Annotated in this window: 12 protein-coding genes and 1 tRNA gene; all 13 read left to right on the top strand. The window is 60.1% G+C overall.

Translation table 11 applies throughout. The features are described from left to right. The first annotated feature begins 159 nt into the window (after positions 1 to 159). The 13 genes from LPB405_RS02985 to LPB405_RS02925 all read left to right on the top strand — a co-directional run bounded on the left by LPB405_RS02985 (position 160) and on the right by LPB405_RS02925 (position 18,356). On the top strand, positions 160 to 1,410 hold the full coding sequence (locus LPB405_RS02985) for an amidohydrolase (protein WP_219101858.1): 1,251 nt from the start codon (positions 160 to 162) through the stop codon (positions 1,408 to 1,410). A 248-nt stretch (positions 1,411 to 1,658) separates the two neighbouring features. Continuing rightward, on the top strand, positions 1,659 to 5,528 hold the full coding sequence (locus tag LPB405_RS02980; RefSeq protein ID WP_219101857.1) for an ornithinee aminotransferase: 3,870 nt from the start codon (positions 1,659 to 1,661) through the stop codon (positions 5,526 to 5,528). An 88-nt stretch (positions 5,529 to 5,616) separates the two neighbouring features. Next, complete coding sequence (locus LPB405_RS02975) at positions 5,617 to 6,363, top strand: MazG family protein (protein WP_005508957.1); 747 nt, start codon at positions 5,617 to 5,619, stop codon at positions 6,361 to 6,363. Between the two features lie 371 nt (positions 6,364 to 6,734). Beyond that, the gene (gene eno, locus LPB405_RS02970; RefSeq protein ID WP_049341512.1) at positions 6,735 to 8,015 is read left to right on the top strand and encodes a phosphopyruvate hydratase; all 1,281 of its coding nucleotides are present in this window, start codon (positions 6,735 to 6,737) and stop codon (positions 8,013 to 8,015) included. A 223-nt stretch (positions 8,016 to 8,238) separates the two neighbouring features. Then, complete coding sequence (locus LPB405_RS02965) at positions 8,239 to 8,883, top strand: septum formation initiator family protein (RefSeq protein WP_219101856.1); 645 nt, start codon at positions 8,239 to 8,241, stop codon at positions 8,881 to 8,883. Positions 8,884 to 8,978: 95 nt separating this feature from the next. Then, positions 8,979 to 9,578, top strand: coding sequence for a DUF501 domain-containing protein (locus LPB405_RS02960; protein WP_049341514.1), 600 nt, complete (start codon positions 8,979 to 8,981; stop codon positions 9,576 to 9,578). A 153-nt stretch (positions 9,579 to 9,731) separates the two neighbouring features. After that, the gene (locus tag LPB405_RS02955) at positions 9,732 to 10,685 is read left to right on the top strand and encodes a Ppx/GppA phosphatase family protein (protein ID WP_219101855.1); all 954 of its coding nucleotides are present in this window, start codon (positions 9,732 to 9,734) and stop codon (positions 10,683 to 10,685) included. Between the two features lie 63 nt (positions 10,686 to 10,748). After that, complete coding sequence (locus LPB405_RS02950) at positions 10,749 to 12,359, top strand: S8 family peptidase (protein WP_219101854.1); 1,611 nt, start codon at positions 10,749 to 10,751, stop codon at positions 12,357 to 12,359. A gap of 437 nt (positions 12,360 to 12,796) precedes the next feature. Then, on the top strand, positions 12,797 to 14,182 hold the full coding sequence (locus LPB405_RS02945) for an NAD(P)/FAD-dependent oxidoreductase (RefSeq protein WP_070594006.1): 1,386 nt from the start codon (positions 12,797 to 12,799) through the stop codon (positions 14,180 to 14,182). 261 nt (positions 14,183 to 14,443) lie between these two features. Further along, a tRNA-Leu gene (locus LPB405_RS02940) sits at positions 14,444 to 14,517 on the top strand. A 337-nt stretch (positions 14,518 to 14,854) separates the two neighbouring features. Further along, on the top strand, positions 14,855 to 15,739 hold the full coding sequence (locus LPB405_RS02935) for a Cof-type HAD-IIB family hydrolase (protein ID WP_219101853.1): 885 nt from the start codon (positions 14,855 to 14,857) through the stop codon (positions 15,737 to 15,739). Between the two features lie 197 nt (positions 15,740 to 15,936). Continuing rightward, positions 15,937 to 16,908 (top strand): Bax inhibitor-1/YccA family protein, encoded by a 972-nt coding sequence (locus LPB405_RS02930; RefSeq protein ID WP_219102039.1) that lies wholly within the window; start codon positions 15,937 to 15,939, stop codon positions 16,906 to 16,908. A gap of 170 nt (positions 16,909 to 17,078) precedes the next feature. Beyond that, on the top strand, positions 17,079 to 18,356 hold the full coding sequence (locus tag LPB405_RS02925) for an AI-2E family transporter (RefSeq protein WP_219101852.1): 1,278 nt from the start codon (positions 17,079 to 17,081) through the stop codon (positions 18,354 to 18,356). Positions 18,357 to 18,568 lie beyond the last annotated feature (212 nt).

The following is an 18,568-nucleotide window of genomic DNA, read 5'->3' as shown; positions in this document are numbered from 1 at the left end:
AAAAGGGCTGAGGGAAATGATGGGGCAGAGCATTTTCGGGGGCTCGGGCGCGCACAAAAACTCTTCACAATCTGTCATAAAGTCATAGATATTCTCGAGGGCTGTCAGAAAGAGGGAACGGGTAGGTAAACCCCGGCGAGCGGCGTTATTCTACTGTGTATGGTTTTTGCTAATTCTCGCTACGATTTGTCCACCCCCGTCTTCGATGACTGGGTGGAGCGCATGATGGGTACCCTCGTGCAGTTCCGCCGCGAAGTGCACGCCAACCCGGAACTTTCCTTCCGCGAGATCGCAACCACTGAGCGTCTCATGAACCGACTGCGAGAAGCCGGCATGAACCCCGTCGCCTGCGAAGGCACCGGCTGCTACGTCGATATCGGAAGCGGTCCCTTCGCCGTGGCTCTGCGTGCCGATATTGATGCTCTGCCCATTGTTGAGCAGACAGACCTGCCCTACGCCTCCACCGTGCCCGGTGTGATGCACGCCTGCGGCCATGATATTCACCAGACCGTCATGCTCGGTGTAGCTCTGGCACTGCACGAGCTGAACGAGAAGACCCCGCTGGGCCGTAGCGTCCGCATTCTTTTCCAGCCCGCTGAGGAGCAGCTGCCCGGCGGTGCGGTGCAGATGATTTCGCAGGGTCTGCTCAAGGATATTCCGCGTGCTTTCGCTCTGCACTGTGACCCGAAGGTGGACCTGGGCCAGATCGGTACCCGCATCGGTGCGATTACCAGCGCCTCGGATACCGTGAAAATTCATCTGAGCGGTCACGGCGGCCACACTTCTCGCCCGCATCTGACTGAGGACCTCATCTATGCGATGAGCCAGATTGCTGTGCAGGTTCCCGCCGTGCTGACCCGCCGCACCGACGTGCGTTCGGGCGTGCTGGTCGCCTGGGGCCAGGTCAGTGCTGGTGTTGCTCCCAACGCTATTCCCGCCGAGGGCTACCTGGCGGGTACCATGCGTTGCCTGGATGTTGAGGTTTGGCGTCAGGCAGGCAACATGCTGGATGAAGTCATCGAGCAGGTTGCCGTACCCTTCGGCGTGACCGCGCGTGTGGAGCACATCCGCGGAGTGCCCCCGGTCGTGAACACCGACCTGGAAACCACCATGCTGGAGAACGCGGCTCGCGCCGAACTGGGCGAAGACTCCATTGTGCTGGTTGAGCAGTCCATGGGCGGCGAAGACTTCGCGTGGATGCTGCAGGAAGTTCCCGGCTCCATGTTCCGCCTGGGCACCCGTGCCCCCGGCGACCCCACCTACGATCTGCACCAGGGCGATTACGCCCCGAGCGAGCAGGCAATCGGCATTGGTGTGCGCGTCATGGCGGCAACTGCCCTGCGCGCCGTCCGTTTTGAGCTGGCGAAGGCTGCGAAGGCGGCGAACCCCATCCGCGATGAGGCACGCTAAAGAGCTTCTCGAAAGCTTATAAGTCAGGCTTGAAAGTACGACTATATAGCCGCATCAAGCCTTGAAAACTGTACAAGTTTCACCCCGTTACCTCTCACCGAGTAGCGGGGTGAAACTCTATGCACACGATAGAATTAAAAGGATTATGAGGACATCTGCGTCATGTTCCCGACTCCGTGCCCACACACCTGCGGGGGTTGAAGGAGATGGCGCACCATCACACGGCGCACGCCGGAGGAGGACACCCAATGAGCTTCTTTGGAATCGGCAAGAAGAAGTTGGATGAACAGTCGCGCGAAGAACAGAGCGCCGAAACCGCTAAGGCTCAGAAAGAACAGGCAAGCGAAGACGCTCCTAAGAGCGCGCGACTGAGCGAAAAGATTATGGAACAGCAGCAGTGGGAGGACTCCCTGCGCCGCTTCGTGAAGTCTGAAAGCGCACGCCACCAGAACCACGACGAAGAGCAGAATGAAGAGCACCGCGCTGTTGAGGATCTCAAGCGTGCCCTCCTGCACGGCGATGAGAAGGTTGAAGAATCTTCCGCTGCTGAGGAGCTGACCGAGGAACAGGCGGAGGAGCAGGAGCGTCGTAGCCTGCTGGCTGCGCTTGGTGCTTTCCCCCAGGGATCTGAGGAACCTGTTGAGGTTGAACAGGTAGCTGAGGACCAGGACGTTGAAGAAGATGAAGCCCCGGTTGCTGAGGCTGCTCAGCCCGCAACGCCTGCGTTCCTGCGCGATGACGAAGAGACTGAAGCTGAGGACGCATCTATCGAGGCGCAGGAGCCTAAGGACGTCGCAGCGGATGCACGTTCCCAGTTTGAAGAGCACCTGCGTGCTCTGCGTGCCCAGAATACCGAAGATACTGCCGCTGAGGATGCTGAGGTCGCTGAGGCTGTTGAGGAGACTGCAGACGAGGCAGAGGGTGGCGAAGAGCATGAGGCTGTCGACGCTGTTGTAGAAGCTACCGAGAACAACTCCGAGAACGCTCATTCTGTATCTGAGGCTGAATCCGCAGATGCTGAGGACTCCCTGACTGTGGAAGACATGAAGGCTGCCGGTACCGGCGCCGCTGTCACCGAGGCTCAGAACGCCGGTTTGGATGATTTGGCTGCCGCCTACGCTGCTCGACTGGGCATCACCCTCGACAGCGAAGAGGAGACTTTCGGCGAGATCGCTTCCGATGAGGTAATCGCTGAAGAAGCTACTGCTGATGAGGTAGCTGCTGAGGTAGCAGACTCCGCTGAAGCTACCGAAGATGCCGAGGCTACTGAGCCTACCGAGGTTTCCGATACCGAAGCACCCGAAATTTTTGAGGCCGCTGAAGCTGAAGAAACCGTTGACCTCACCGCTGTTGTAGCAGAAGCCGCTGAGCCTGCTGCCGCTGTTGAGGAAGAGCCGATTGAGGCTGTCGTTGAGGCGCCCGAGCTGCTGGCATCTGAACTTACTGAGGAAGAAAGCGCGGTCTCTGATGAGACCGAACTGCTCTCCGCTGTATCCGTTGAGGAGAAGCGCGAAGTGTCCGTCTCTGAGTCGCTCGAGGCTGAGGACTTCGACGCTGAAGAGGAGAACACCGCAGAGCTGATTTTCGATGCTTCCGCCGCGGAAGAGCCTGCTACGGAAGAAAATGCTGTCGAAGAAAGCGCTGAGGTCGAAGCCGAAGAGGAGACCCCCGCACCGGTAGCAACCGCTACCGAGGTTGAGGACTCTGAAGTTGAGAACCTCGTGGCTGAAGGCACTGCTTCTGAGGAAGACGAGCCCGCCAAGAGCGCCTCTGTAGCTCCTGCGCTTGCCGCTGTTGCTGCCCCCGTAGCTGCTGCAGCTGCCGTTGCCTCCGCCGCAAAGGCTGAAAAGGCTGAGGAGAAGACCGAAAAGGGCACCTCGCAGGGCATCGCGCTGACCGCAGAGGGCATCGATAAGAAGGAAGCAGAGAAGCACGAGTCTGCCGCTTGTGAAGAATCCGCTGAGGCACCCGTTGCTGAGCTGAAGGAAACTGCGCAGAAGCTCAGCGAAGACGAAGCTGAACTGGTTGCCGAATCCATCATCCTGAGCGAGCCCGTTGAGGGTGCGGCAACCCTGCCCGCTCTCCCCGAGCAGCGCGCTCTCCACGGCCTCACGGAGCTCATGCGAACCCGCGGTTCGGGCACCATGAGCCTGGAACTGCGCCAGGTTGATGAGGATATGCACTACCGTCTGCTGCACCGCGGCCGTGAGGTTGAAACCGGCATTGTCGTGCCCGGCGTTGACTGGTTCGCACCCGTTGCGGCACTGTACACCGAGGCTCAGCAGGCCGGCGCAACCTGGAACCGTGCGGCTGTCTCTTTGAAGCCGCGCCTGGGTGACGGTCTGGAGGTTCACGCATCCTACCTGGGAGCTGTGGACGGTCAGACTACCGGTGAGAGCTTCCTGCTGGGAGGCTCCGCTGTTGAGGCTAAGCCCGTTGCGACCGCTGAGGCCGCTGAGGCTACCTCGCAGGATGAGTCTCAGGAAGCCGCTGTTCAGAGCGTTGACTCGGTTGAGGCTGAACGTGAAGCTATTGAGCATGAGCTTGAGGCGGAACTCGCCGAGAAGCAGGCTGCGAACGAGGCTGCGGCTACTGCCGAAGCCGCTGAAGAGCCTGTAGTTGAGAGCGCTGAAGAGGGTACCTCTTCGGGTCTGCTGGCCGCTACGGGTCTTGCCGCTGCCGGTACCGCTGTGGCTGGTTCTGCTGCTGCCGCGCAGGAGAAGGAAGACGTCGAAGAGGCTGTTGAAGCTTCTGACGAGCCTGCTCAGAATGAGTTCGCGCCGGTTGAAGCTGAGTTCGAGCACGACTACGAGAATGACCCTGTCTTCGGTGTAGCTACCGTAGAGCCCGAAACTGAGCAGGCTGAAGAGCTCACCGCTGAAGCATCTGAGGCTTCCGAGACCCCTGCCCAGGCCTCTGATGAATCTGGCGAAGATATGGAAGCCGCCCTGGCTGCCATCGTTGCCAACGCTCAGAAGAAGCTGGACACTGAGGAAGCACCCGCTGAGGACGTTCCGGCCGTCGAGGACCAGAAGGCAACCGCCCCCGTGGTTGCAGAGTCCTTCACCCTGGATCGTACCCAGCCCGTTGAAGATGCTGCAGAAGAGCCGGCCGCAGAGCAGACCGAAGAGCCCGCCCTGCCCGCGTTCCTGGAGGATTCTGAACTGCTGCCCGAGCCCGAGGCCTCTGCTGCTTCCACTGAAGCGCACGCTGAGGAACCTGCCCTCGAAGACGTTGAGCCTGCCGCTGAGAGTGCATCTGTGGCTCCCGGCCTGGCTGGTGCTCTTGCCGCAGCTGCCGCAGTGGGCACCGCCGGCGCCGCTGCGAAGGCTACCGAGGCAAAGGCATCTGAGGCAAAGGCGTCCGCTGCGAAGGCTACCGGCGCTCAGGAAAAGCCCACTGAGAAGGCTGCTGAGCTCAAGACCGTTGAGGTGACCCCCGCAGCCAAGATTGCTGAGGCTCCCGCAGTAGAGACGGCACCCGCTGCGGCGACCACCCCGGTTGCCCTGCCGGAGAGCACCCCGGCAGGTATCTCCTCCAGCATCTCGGCATCCGCGCTGAGCGAGCTCAACCAGCTGCCCACCATCGTGGCTGAGCCGGACACCCCCTCCGCCGCGGTGCAGAGCCCGCTGGTTCCCTCGGAGACTCAGCTGGCAGCCGGTAACCTGGTTCTGACCGAGGCTCAGGTCGCTCAGCGTCTGGCGCCGGTCGTCGAGCACCTCTTCGGCGAGAACGGCACCGCAAAGGACGCCACTACCGTGCTGATTCGTGTACGCGCCCTCGGTTCCTACTACGACGCCCTGACCCACGTGCGCCGCAACGGCTTCTGGGAGCAGGTCCGTACCTTCGAGCTGATTCCCGAAACCCTGCTGGACATTCCGGCGCTGAAGACCGACTCGTACAGCGAGGGCGAGGGCTCGCCGCTGGCTATGAGCCTGACCTTCACCCCGGGCGTGCCGGTTCAGGCGGCATTCGATTATGCGAATGAGCAGGCGTTTGTCACCTACCCGCGTCCGTTGGATGCTGAGCGTTACGTTGAGGAGCTGCGTATGTTCCCGCGTTTGGGTTCGAAGATCCCGGCTCATATGACGAGCGCGCTTTCGCACTGGAACCTCTAAAACCTTGTAAGGTGTGCCGCGCCAGCTCCCCGTGTGGGGGTCGGCGCGGCGCGCTATGTTTGTCATTTTTTCGATGAGGAAGATTGTTATGACTGATACCCCTAATACTCCTGAGGCTTCTGCGGCGCAGAACGTTCAGGACACTGCCGCCCGCGCGGCTGAAGCCTTCGGCACCCTGGTGGAAACCATGGCGCTGCTGCGCGCACCGGGCGGTTGCCCGTGGGATGCTGAGCAGACTCACGCCTCCCTAATCCGCTACCTGGTGGAGGAAGCCTACGAGGTTGTCGAGGCGGTAGAAACCGGCGGCGAGCCGAATATGCCGCTGCTGCGTGAGGAGCTGGGCGACGTGCTGCTACAGGTGGTGTTCCACTCTGATATTGCTGCGGCAAACCCGCAGGGCTTCGACATCGTGCAGGTGGTTGAGGGCCTTGTGCAGAAGCTTCGTTCGCGCCACCCCGATGTGTTTGCGGCTGAGTCTGAGGGCTCTTCGGAGGCGCCCCGCACCGCGGCTGAGCAACAGGCGGCGTGGGATGCGTTGAAGAAGAAGGAGAAGAGCGACCGCGGCGCACTGGACGGTATTCCGCCGCATCTGCCGGCGCTCGCTATGGCTGAGAAGACTGCTGTGAAGGCACGTAAGGCGGGTATTATCTTGCCGCCGGAGCCTACGAGCATGGAGGACGACCTGCGCTATATGCACACTGAGGAGGAGTTCGGCGAGCTGCTCTTTGCATTGGTGAGCCGTGCACAGCGTAACGGCCTGGATGCTGAGCGCGCCCTGCGTTCGTACACTCGCCGCTATATTGCTCAGCACACGCATGATGAGCCGAGCTATTAGACACGCTGGTTGAGTTCTTCTGTGAGGCGCTTTGAAACCTAGTCTCTGAGGGAATAAGAGGTTTCAAAGCGCCTTCCGTTTGTTTGGGGTCGTGTTGGATGGCCGTGAGGATGCTCGTGGCGTATACCCCGGCGTTTGGGCTCATGTTGTGCTTTGGGCGGGTACCCACACCCTCACAATGTGGGGGAGTGTGGGTCTTGTTCCGCTTTGTAGCGCCTGACTAAGGGTTATTGAGACCTTCAATAAGGCGATAAAAAAGCGGTGGCAACTAGTGTGTTTGTGTGGGAGTTTTGCTAGAATTTAGGGGACGCGACTTGTCCACTACCGGGTGAGCCGTTCACATCCTTGACATCTCATAAGGAGAACAATTCATGGCTGTTATTACCGCAGTTCACGCACGCCAGATCCTGGATTCCCGTGGCAACCCGACCGTTGAGGTTGAGGTTCTGCTCGAAGACGGTGCTTTCGCACGCGCAGCTGTGCCCTCGGGCGCATCCACCGGTGAGTGGGAAGCTGTTGAGCGCCGCGACGGCGACAAGTCCGTATACCTGGGCAAGGGCGTTCTGGGTGCAGTGAAGTCTGTTATCGAAGAAATCGCTGAAGAGGTCATCGGCATTGAGGCTTCCGACCAGCGCGCTGTTGACGCAGCCATGATTGCTCTGGATGCAACCAACAACAAGGGCAAGCTGGGTGCAAACGCAATCCTGGGTGTCTCCCTGGCTGTTGCTAAGGCTGCTGCTGAGTCCGCTGACCTGCCCCTGTACAAGTACCTCGGCGGCCCGAACGCTCACGTTCTGCCCGTCCCCATGATGAACATCCTCAACGGTGGTTCTCACGCAGACTCCAACGTTGACATTCAGGAGTTCATGATTGCTCCCATCGGCTTCGACAACTACTCTGACGCTCTGCGCGCAGGTGTTGAGGTTTACCACTCCCTGAAGTCCGTGCTGCACGACCGCGGCCTGGCAACCGGCCTGGGCGACGAGGGTGGCTTCGCACCCAACCTGGAGTCCAACGCAGCTGCACTGGACCTGATCGTTGAGGCAATCGAGAAGGCTGGCTACAAGCCGGGCGAGCAGGTTGCACTGGCACTGGACGTTGCATCCTCCGAGTTCTACAACGACGGCGCATACGAGTTCGAGGGCCAGAAGAAGTCCGCAGCTGAGATGAGCGCATACTACGCTGACCTCGTTGCAAAGTACCCCCTGGTTTCCATCGAGGACCCGCTGGACGAGAACGACTGGGAGGGCTACAAGACCCTGACCGAGCAGATCGGTGACAAGGTCCAGATCGTTGGCGACGACCTGTTCGTGACCAACCCCGAGCGCCTGGCTCGCGGTATCGAAGAGGGCGCAGCTAACGCTCTGCTCGTGAAGGTGAACCAGATCGGTTCGCTGACCGAGACCCTCGACGCAATGGAGCTGGCACAGCGCCACGAGTACCGTTGCATGGTTTCTCACCGTTCCGGTGAGACCGAGGACGTCACCATCGCTGACCTGGCTGTTGCAACCAACGCTGGCCAGATCAAGACCGGTGCTCCCGCACGTTCCGAGCGCGTTGCTAAGTACAACCAGCTGCTGCGCATTGAGGAAGAGCTGGGCGATGCAGCTGTTTACGCTGGCAAGTCCGCATTCCCCCGCTTCAAGGCATAAGTTACTGAAGCATTCGACCGCGTGAGCGGTTAGACGTCAAGGAGGCGGTGCTACCCCGTAGGGGAGTGGCACCGCCTCCTTCTCTGTGCGCGATCTATCAGCTCAGGTATGCCGTGGCAGGGTAGAATGTATCGCTTGCAACATAGAGCTGGGGAAGCCCTCCGAACCCGGTAGAATATGAAGGAAGCGTTTAGCGGTACAGAACGGAACGAAGGATAGAGCAATGAGCCAGCGAGCAAACCAGCAGACCCGGTCGCACTCTAAGAGTTCCACCGAATCCGCTCAGGGCACTGCCTCTTCCAATGCGTCGCGTGGCGCCGCGAAGGAAGCTCGCACCTCCTTGTTGAAGAAGGCAAGTGCTCTTTTCTTTGGCGTGGGTTTGAGCGAGCGTCACCCTGAGCGTGAACGTCAGGCGCAGGCTCGCCGTGAGGAGCGTGCCCGCCGCCGCGCCGCAGCCCAGCAGGGCCGTGAAGAGGGCGGATACGACGCCCCCGTGGCGGCTCATATGTTCTCCGGCCGTAGCTTCCTGACCGCTGTTGTGGTGGGCGTGATTGCGCTCGGTACCGCATACCCGGTGGTCACCTACTTTGACCAGGACCGGGAAATCAAGCAGATTAACGCGCACATTTCTCAGCTGCAGCAGGAGAACGCCCAGCTGAAGGCGGAGCAGACCTGGTGGAACGACGACAACTACGTTCGTCAGCAGGCACGTAGCCGCCTCTACTATGTGAACCCCGGCGATACCCCCTACGTGGTCACCGGCATTACCGAGGACTCCACGAAGGCTGACGGTACTTCTGCGAATGCGAAGAACGCCCCCGAGGACGCCTGGACCACGAAAATCTGGGATTCTCTCGAAAAGAACTAGCCCCAGCCACCGGCAGGAACTCTGCCCTGGCAAGTACCCGGCAAGCACCCGGCATAAGCGGACGAGGCGACCCCTCGCTCCAGAAACTTAGGATTATGAGCACCGAAAATACCATTGAAGAGCTGAAGGCACGCACTCCCGGCGGCTTCGGCGTAACTGTTGAAACCCTGACCCCCACCGAGCAGGACATCCGTGTTCTCTCCGCGCAGCTGGGCCGTAAGGTCCGCGACGTGATCGAGATTCCGGCACGCTGCGTGTGCGGTAACCCGCTCGTGGCTGCTACCGCACCGCGCCTGAGCAACGGCACCCCTTTCCCGACCGTGTTCTACCTGGCGCATCCGGTGATTACCGCTGCGGCTTCCCGCCTGGAGGCGGGCGGCCTGATGTACGAGATGACCGACTCGCTCGCTGAGGACGCCGACCTGGCGGCACAGTACGCTGCCGCACACGAGAACTACCTGGCTGAGCGTGAGCGCATCCGCCTGATCAGCGGCACCGAAGAGGTCCCGGAGATTGACGGTATCTCTGCCGGCGGTATGCCGACCCGCGTGAAGTGCCTGCACGCTGTTATCGGCCACACTCTGTCGGTGGGTCGCGGCGTGAACCCGATGGGTGACCGCGGCCTGGACGCTATCGCCGAGTGGTGGACCCCCGAGGTCTGCTCCTGCGACCCCGCGTGGCGTGAAGAAGCCTAAATATTGATTCTGGTGCGCCCGCATCGTCTTGAAGGACGGTGCGGGCGCATAATAGATAGAAGAAAGAGCGCCGAAAAGCGAAAATTTTTCGCCTACGGCGCTCGCGTTGCCTTTTGGCACTGATTGGTATTGAAGACCTGAAAGGAACCCACCGTGCGCGTTGGAGCGATTGACTGCGGTACGAACTCTATTCGCCTGCTGATTGCCGATTCCACTACTGAGGTGGTGGACGGGGTCGAGAAGACCGTCCTGAAGGACGTGGTGCGTGAGATGCGCATTGTGCGTCTGGGTCAGGGCGTGGACGCGACCGGCTGGCTGGCGCAGGAGGCGCTGGACCGCACCTTCGCTGCGGCGCGTGAGTATGCGCAGCTGCTGAAGGAGCACGGCGCTGATTCGGTGCGTTTCGTGGCGACCAGTGCGACTCGCGATGCGGGTAACCGTCAGGTGTTTGTGGATGGTATCCGCGACATCCTGGGCATTGAGCCCGAGGTCATTAGCGGGGACGAGGAAGCCGCGCTGTCCTTCGCGGGTGCGGTGCGCGCTGTCGGTTACGGTGATGGCGATACCCTGGTGTTCGACCTGGGTGGCGGTTCGACTGAGTTCGTGCTCGGTGACGAGTCGGGTGTGAAGGCTTCCCGCAGCGTCAATATTGGTTGTGTGCGTCTGACTGAGCGTCACATGATGAGCGCCCCGGCGACCGAGTCGCAGATTGCTCGCGTTGAGGCTGATACTGACGAGGCTCTCGACGTGGCGCGTAAGACGGTGCCCCTGCAGGATGCACGCCGCGTGGTGGCTGTGGCTGGTACCGCGACCACTGTGGCTGCCGCTGCGCTGGGTCTGGACCGCTACGATTCTGAGGCTATTAACGCTCAGAGCTTCTCGGTGGAGACCGTTCAGAAGACTGCCCGCTGGTTGGCTTCGCTGAGCCGTGCCGAGCGTGAGGAGCTCGGCTACATGCACCCCGGCCGGGTGGATGTGATTGGTGCTGGCGCGACGATTTACGCCCGCATCCTGACCCGTCTGAATGAGATGACTGATGGTGCCGTGGATTCGGTGACCGTCAGCGAGCACGACATTCTGGACGGTATCGCTCTGTCCCAGCTGTAGGCTTGAGCGCTCGCGCCGTGAACCGATGGTGGTTCACGGCGCGGCTCAGCTTGAGGAGTTTTAATGGTTCGTTCTGAGCGTCGGCGAGGTATGCCCCTGACCGGCTGGTCTTTTGCGCCGTCTTTCGCCTGTGCGTCTCGTGTATTTGGTGTGCGCGCCTCGGTTGGTTCTGACCGAGGCGCTACTCGACGCATCCGTAAAGGTGCAGCTTTGGGTGCCAGTGCCGCGTTGACTCTTCTGCCGTTGTGGACTCCGCTGGCGCCTACCGCTTGGGCGACGGACCCGACCCCTTCTGCTTCCCCGAGCCCGAAGCGGGAGGTGACGGCGACTCCTTCGCCGTCGGCTACTGCGGTGCCGAAGACTTCTGCGACTCCGAGTAAGGGCACATCGACCACGAATGGTGATGATGTTCGTCAGCGTGAGTATTGGCTGAAGGAGTACGGTATTACGTCCTTGTGGTCGCAGGCTACGGGTAAGGGCGTGACGGTTGCTGTGATTGATACGGGCGTGGATGGTACTCACCCGGATCTTGAGGGTAATGTTCTGCGTGGTTATGACGCCTCGGGTGTGGGCAGCGAGGACGGCTGGAAGGGCCTGGGTGCTGAGCCGATGCACGGCACGGAGGTCGCTTCTCTGATTGCCGGTCACGGCCACGATACGCAGGGCTATTCTGCGATTGCGGGTCAGCCGGGTAAGCCGACCGGCGTGATTGGTGTGGCTCCCGAGGCGAAGATTCTGCCGATTTCGCTGAATATGGGTACGACCGGTGGTAAGAGTATTGATGAGCAGATCCCTGCGGCGGTGCGTTACGCGGTCGACCACGGGGCTCAGATTATTAACATGTCGATTGGCTCGAATAAGACGAGCTGGCCGCAGAGCTGGGATGAGGCGTTTGCCTATGCGGAGCAGAAGGGCGTGCTGATTGTTGCGGCTGCGGGTAACCGCGGTAGCGGCTTGACGCAGGTTGGTGCTCCGGCGACGATTCCTGGGGTGTTGACGGTTGGTGGTATTAACCGGAATAAGCAGGTTTCTGAGGGGTCGTCTACTCAGGGTATTTCGATTGCTGTGGTTGCTCCGAGTACGGATATGATTGCGGCTGCTCCGGGTAATGGTTACATGCTGTGGTCGGGTTCTTCGGCTGCTGCTCCGTTGGTGACGGGTGTTGCGGCGTTGTTGAAGCAGAAGTATCCGAAGGAGTCGGCGGCTCAGTTGGCTCAGCGTTTGATTGCTTCGGCTGATGATGCTGGTGCGACGGGCCGTGACCCTTTGTATGGCTACGGTATTTTCAATCCGCAGGATGCGATGGCTTTGGCGTCGCCTGCGGTGACGGCTAATCCGTTGGGTTCGATTTCTGAGTGGATTGCGGTGCACCGTAAGCAGCAGGTGAGTGAGCCGACTCCGAGTGATGCTGCGCCGGTTCATGAGGAGGGTGAGAGCATCGTGAAGGCGGCTGCGCCGGATGCGCGTCGCCCTCCGGAGGATCGTGGCTGGTTGCCGCCGGTGATTTTGGCGGCGCTGACGTTGTGGCTGACGATTATTACGGCTGGTTCGGTGCATCGTTTGCACAGGCTGCATGTGAGTGCGGGTGAGGCTGCGCGGATGGCTCGTGCGGCGGCGCATCATCCGGGTTCTCAGCGGGGTTCTCGCGGGGGAACTCGCCGGACCTCTCGTTAACGCTGTTTGATGACGTTTTTCTGTTCGCCCGGGGCTGACTTTTGAGTTAGTCCCGGGCTTTGTTGTTTGGGGCTGGCTCTCGACGGAGGAACGCCCCAATAAACGAAAATATCGAACATACCGCGCAAAAAACGGAAAGGGTAATTTTGACTGTAACCCGCGTCACGAGATGAACCCTGTTCATATCTTCAAAACTTTTAACTTAGGGTCAGCTCAAAGGGATCATAAGTGCGAAATTACCTAAACAAAGGCGTAAAATAAAAGACAACAGGTATGTGATAGACAGGCTCGTGCTGCTAGCCACTTCGCGTTGCGCAAGGACTTCCAGAGCGGGCCGCTTTGTTCGTCAGGGGAGCTTTCGGAACGAGCCGAAAGTTGCACATATCAACCTACCGGGGCTACCGAACCTCGGTACCTAAAGACTAGGAAGTAACAAAATGGCATTCACTAAGGTGGCACAGGACCGTCCTCGCGTCCTGATCGTCGGTGGCGGCTACGTCGGCTTCACCGTTGCTAAGAAGATTCAGAAGGCTATCAAGGAGACCGGTGGCGTCGTCACCATCGTTGAGCCGAACCCCTACATGACTTACCAGCCCTTCCTCCCCGAGGTTGCAGCAGGTTCCATGGAAGGCCGTAACGCAACTGTGCCGCTGCGCCAGCACCTGCGCGACACCGAGCTGATTCCCGGCCGCGTTGTCTCCATCGACCACGCAAACCGCACCGCTGTTGTTGAGCCCACCGACAACGGTGAGCCCTTCGAGCTGAAGTACGACGAGATTGTTCTCGGCGCAGGCGCTGTAACCCGTGCATTCCCGATTCCGGGCCTGGCAGAGGTTGCTATCGGTCTGAAGACCATTGAAGAGGCAGTCTCTGTTCGTAACTGGGTTCTGGACCGCATCGAGGTCGCATCCATGCTGTCCGATGCTGAAGCACGTCGTCGTGCCCTGACCTTCGTCGTTGTTGGTGGTGGCTTCGCTGGCGTTGAGACCATCTCCGAGCTCGAAGACATGGCACGCGTTGCTGTTGAGCGCAACGAGCGTCTTTCCGTTTCTGACCTGCACTTCGTCATGATTGAGGCTGCACCGCGCATCATGCCCGAGGTTCCCGCAGACCGTGCAGAGAAGGTCGTTGCAGAGCTGCGTGCGCGCGGCATCGAAATCCTGCTGAACACCTCCCTCTCCGACGCAACCGACGGCAACCTGCAGCTGATCAACATGGCTGACAAGTCCCCCGCAGGCGAGATCAAGACCGACACCCTGATCTGGACCGCAGGTGTGGCAGCATCCCCGATGCTGAAGAACACCGACTTCCCGATCGACGAGCGTGGCCGCGTTCGCGTGAGCGCAGACCTGCGCGTCACCGGCGATGACGGCGTGGTTGAGGGTGCATGGGCTGCAGGCGACAACGCAGCTGTTCCGGACCTCTCCGGCGGCGGCGTGGGTGGCTTCTGCGTTCCCAACGCTCAGCACGCTTCCCGCCAGGCTGTCGTTCTGGCTAAGAACCTGCTGGCTGCTCGCCGCGGCGAGCCCCTGACCGACTACTACCACGAGACCATCGGTGTTGTGGCAGGTCTGGGCCTGTGGAAGGGCGTTGCAAACTTCAAGGGCAAGACCATTGGCGGCCCGCTGGCATGGATCATGCACCGCGGCTACCACGGCTCTGCAATCCCCACCACCGAGCGTACCGTTCGCGTTATGACCACCTGGGCACTGAACCAGATCTTCGGCCGCGACACCTCCTCGATTCGCCACCAGCGCTCCCCGCGCCTGGCATTCCAGGAAGCAACCGGTACTGCACCGGCACGCCAGAAGGCAAAGCTCTAAAATAGCCTGACTTAGGGGTATGCTCCCTGAGATAGCGCACTTGAGATAAAGCAAAGGGCGGTGTGGAAGACTTCGGTCTTCTGCACCGCCCGTTTTTGTGTCCGGATGCTCGCCAGCTGCCCGGCTTAGTCGCCCACCTGTGCTTTTGCGTGGTGATTGCTGTGGCTGAGCGTGGGGAACCGTTTGAAATGTGTTTCTGCTTAGGTTCGGGTGCGTTTTCGTGGAATAATAGGTGTTTGTGCCCCGAACTATGCGGGGTGCGCCCCCATAGTCCAATTGGCAGAGACAGAGGACTTAAAATCCTTGTGTTCTGGGTTCGAGTCCCAGTGGGGGCACTGCGTTGAGAGGCAATATAGAGCCGATAGGCATATATAAGTGAGCGGCGGCTCTTCCCGTGGGGGAGGGGTCGCCGCTCGCGTGTTTGAAGGTTTACATGTCTGGGTTTTTTTGGGGGGGGGGTAAAAGACGATGCCCCCGACCAGTTCGGTTGCCATGGGGATGCCCACCTGCTCGAAGGAAGCGATGGTACCCGCGGGCTCCACGCTCAAAAACGCCCGCATACCGTCTTCCGGAGCTTAAAAACGTGAGACCCTATAGAGAGACACAGCCGCAGACGCACCCCGCCTGAATGGGGTAGCACTGAACGGGGTAGCAGAGTCAGAAAGGCACAGCATGCAGACTAAACCCTCCATCATTGCCGTCGATATGGATGGCACCTTCCTCACCGACTCCAAAACTTTCGACACCGAACGTTTCTCGCGCATCCTATCGCGCCTGCAGGCGCAGGGAATTCACTTTGTTGTGGCGAGCGGAAACACCTATGCCAAGCTGCAGGACTATATGCGCGGCTTTGAGGGGCGAGGTCTTACCTATATTGCTGAAAACGGTGCATACCTTGCTGATGAGAGCGGTCAGCTTGCCGTGCATCCCTTTGAGGAAGAGGACGTGCCGCGCATCATTGAAGTAGTCCAGGGGCTGGACCACATCGGTCTGCTGGTCTGCACCACCGAAGGTATCTACCTGCCCAAGGACCGCTGTGACCAGATTGTGCACATGATTCGCGACTATTTTGAAGACACCGGCCAGGAGCTTCCTGAAACCCTCACCCTGGAGGATTTTGCGGCGTTCTTCTTCCCCGGCTCGGTCATGGTTGACTCTATTGAAGATTTTGAGGGTGCGCCCATTAAGTTCCCGCTGCTGACTCCGCCGAGGCAGACGCGGCAGCTGAGCGTCTACCTGCGTGAGGCTCTTCCGCAGACCGTCACCCCGATGGTGAGTGGCTTCGGTGCCATCGACCTGGTGCGTACCGGTGTTAACAAGGCGACCGGTCTGAAAGACCTATGCGAGCATCTGGACGCTGATCCGGCGGGTATCCTTGCCTTCGGTGACGGTGAGAACGACATGGAGATGCTCCGCTACGCGGGCTGGGGTGTTGCCATGTCTAACGCCCCGGAGGTTGTGCGAAATGCTGCTGATGAGGTGATTGGCTCGAACGAGGAGCAGGCAGTACTGGAGTATCTGGAGCAACTCCTGGATCGTTTGGAAGCTTCGCAATAGAGGCTTCACAAAGAGGCGCGCAGAAGCGTTTGCGTGCGTGGCGGTGTGGGCCTGGGTGAACCTCAGGTAAACACCGCCCTGAAATATTCTGGCAAGGTTGATAGAAGCGTTTGCTGGTAACGAACAGCGCCCGTGAGCGCAGAATCTATCCGATAGAATTAACAGAATTAGTTTTGTCCCCGTTTAAGGAGAGCATGATGGCGGGAAACCCGCTTCTGAATTCAATGGCGAAGAATGTCACTCAGGGTGACTCTCGTTTCGGTCGCTTTGGTGCACAGCCTCAGCAGACCAACCAGCAGGCACAGTACGGCCAGCAGCAGACCTACGGTCAGTACGGTCAGCAATCGTACGGCCAGTACGGTCAGCAGCAGTATGACCAGCAGGGCTACGGTCAGAACACCTACGGCCAGCCCCAGTACGGTCAGCAGGCACAGTACGGCCAGCCGTACGGTGAGGCTGACTACGGCGTAGCAGCCCCCACCTACTCGGAGCCCATCCCCGCCGGTGAGCGTCTGACCATGAACGATGTCATGGTTAAGACCGGCATCAACCTGGGCCTGGTCGCTGTCGGTGCCGCTGTTGCATGGTACATGCCGGTGCTGCTGTTCCTGGGCATGGTGGGCGGTCTGGTCCTGGGTCTGGTGAACTCCTTCAAGAAGAAGGTTTCCCCGGTCCTGGTCATGACCTACGCGCTCATGGAAGGTATGCTGCTCGGTGGCCTGTCCGCTGTTGTGGACATGCGCTACCCCGGCGTGGCAATTCAGGCTGTTCTGGCAACCCTCGCGGTTGCAGGTACTACCCTGGCTCTGTTCGCGAACGGTAAGTTGCGTGCAACCCCCAAGCTCAACAAGATCTTCATGATCGGCGCTATTGGCTACCTGGCGTACGGTTTCATCTCGATCCTGGGTGCGGGTATCTTCGGTTCCTCGCTGAACAGCTTCTCGATCGGTGGTATCCCGCTGGGCCTGGTTGTTGGTCTGTTCGCTGTTGCGCTGGCAACCTACTCGCTGCTGCTGGACTTCACCACCACCTCCGAAGCTGTGGAGGCTGGCCTGCCCGAGCGTGAGTCCTGGCGCCTTGCATTCGGCCTGACCGCTTCTCTGGTCTGGCTGTACGTTGAGATCCTGCGTGTTCTCATGTACCTGGCAAGCATCTTTAGAAACGACTAAAGCTCATGATGAGGCGGCGGTACCGTGATGGTGCCGCCGCCTTTGCCGCTTTACTTCCCCGATGTATCGAGGCGCAGGGGAGGAGCATAACACCATCACCATGTACCGCCTCCGCTGGGGTAGCCGAGCTGCCCCGCGCGGGGCAACACCGATAACGATTTGGAGACACCGTGAAAATTACACCTGTTGCAGAAGAACATGTAGCCGAGGAGGAGCGCGGCTACCGGGTGCCTTTTGCTATGGAAGTTGCCGGTGCTTGGGCGTGGCGCATCATTATGATTGCCGGTGCCGGTTGGATCCTTTGGAAGGGTCTGGGGCACGTCTCCCTGCTGGTTATTTCTCTTCTGGTGGCTTTGCTGCTGGCGGCTCTGTTGAGCCCCGCCGTGATGCTTCTGCGTAAGAAGGGCGTTCGTGCCGGTGGGGCGGCGGCTATTGCCGAAATCGGTATGATTCTGGTGCTCGCCGGTATTATTTCGTTGACCGGTCAGCAGATTGTGCGTGGTTTTGTGTCCATGGCGGATAAGGCGATGCAGGGCTACCAGCAGCTGATTGGTTGGCTGAAGGACCTCGGCTACGAGTTCGGTGCCGACCAGCTGAACCAGCTGCTGGATCAGATGGAGAGTGCTGCAACCAATAACCCCAGCTCCGTGTTGCACGGTGTGTCTCAGGTGGGTTCTACTGCGGCTGAGGTTGCGACCGGTACCCTGCTGACCCTGTTTACCCTGGTCTTCTTCCTGATGGAGGGCGAGCGTATCTGGCTGTTCGTCACTCGCCTCTTCCCGAAGGACGCGCGTGCCACAGTCAACGGTGCGGGTCGCGCGGGTTGGAAGTCCCTGGGTGCGTACGTGCGCGTTCAGATTCTGGTGGCGGCTATTGACGCTATCGGCATCGGTATTGGTGCCGCAATCCTGGGTGTGCCCCTGGCGATTCCGCTGGGCGTGCTGGTGTTCCTGGGTTCCTTTATCCCGGTGATTGGTGCGCTGTTCTCCGGTGCTGTGGCTGTGCTGCTGGCGCTGGTTGCTCTGGGCCCGGTGCAGGCGCTGATTATGCTCGGTATTGTTCTGCTGGTTCAGCAGCTCGAATCCAACATTCTGCAGCCGCTCATTATGGGTAAGGCTGTCTCCCTGCACCCGCTGGCTGTTATTTTCTCGGTGGCTGGTGGCTCCATGATTTTTGGTGCGGTGGGTGCGCTGTTCGCTGTGCCGACTTTGGCTGTGGTCAACTCGGTGGTGCGTTACTTGGCTAATCGCGGTTGGGAACACGATCCCGGCTTGCGCGATGAGGAGTTCCTCTTCCCGCACGAGGTGGCTCGCCGCGAGCAGGCTGAGGAGAAGGCCCTGGAACGGCAGGAGAGCGTCAAGAAGCTGGCCTCCCGAGTGCCGCGCCATCAGAAGGCTGAGGAGCCTGAGAATCGGGATCCCGAGGTTTCGGACTCCTCCGAAGACTAGGGGCCCGCATCGAGCGGGAGGTTTTGGCGTAGGGCACCCCGCCATCCTCGATAACGCACCGCTAACTCGTCCCGGCGATACCGCCGGCCGCGATGCCGTCTACGGCGGTGTCTCGCTAGGGGGCTACTCGCGACCGAGTAGCCCCCTTCACTGTACCCATCCTCTAAAATGGGATGAGCAATACATCACCGCCCCGCGCCCGCGGGGCAACG

The organism is Rothia mucilaginosa (assembly GCF_019334805.1).
In the GTDB taxonomy this organism is placed as follows: domain Bacteria; phylum Actinomycetota; class Actinomycetes; order Actinomycetales; family Micrococcaceae; genus Rothia; species Rothia mucilaginosa_C.
Note: the sequence above shows the minus strand (reverse complement) of the source record. Positions and strands in the feature narration are given on the sequence as shown.